The organism is Paeniglutamicibacter sp. MACA_103 (assembly GCF_045798555.1).
Classification (GTDB): Bacteria; Actinomycetota; Actinomycetes; order Actinomycetales; family Micrococcaceae; genus Paeniglutamicibacter.
The window spans coordinates 1-426 of the sequence record NZ_JBIXLN010000122.1 but is presented as its reverse complement, the minus strand read 5'-3'; the positions used below and the strand labels follow the sequence as shown (position 1 = coordinate 426).

1 rRNA gene is annotated in these 426 nt (G+C 57.0%); it reads right to left on the bottom strand.

The features are described from left to right. Nucleotides 1–20 precede the first annotated feature (20 nt). A 16S ribosomal RNA gene (locus tag ACIPVK_RS21810) occupies nucleotides 21–426 on the bottom strand; the annotation flags it as partial.

Sequence of the window (426 nt, the reverse complement as noted above, 5' to 3'; positions counted from 1 at the left end):
TGGTGTTAGTTGCTCCTTAGAAAGGAGGTGATCCAGCCGCACCTTCCGGTACGGCTACCTTGTTACGACTTAGTCCCAATCGCCGGTCCCACCTTCGACGGCTCCCTCCCACAAGGGGTTAGGCCACCGGCTTCGGGTGTTACCAACTTTCGTGACTTGACGGGCGGTGTGTACAAGGCCCGGGAACGTATTCACCGCAGCGTTGCTGATCTGCGATTACTAGCGACTCCGACTTCATGGGGTCGAGTTGCAGACCCCAATCCGAACTGAGACCGGCTTTTTGGGATTAGCTCCACCTCACAGTATCGCAACCCATTGTACCGGCCATTGTAGCATGCGTGAAGCCCAAGACATAAGGGGCATGATGATTTGACGTCGTCCCCACCTTCCTCCGAGTTGACCCCGGCAGTCTCCCATGAGTCCCCG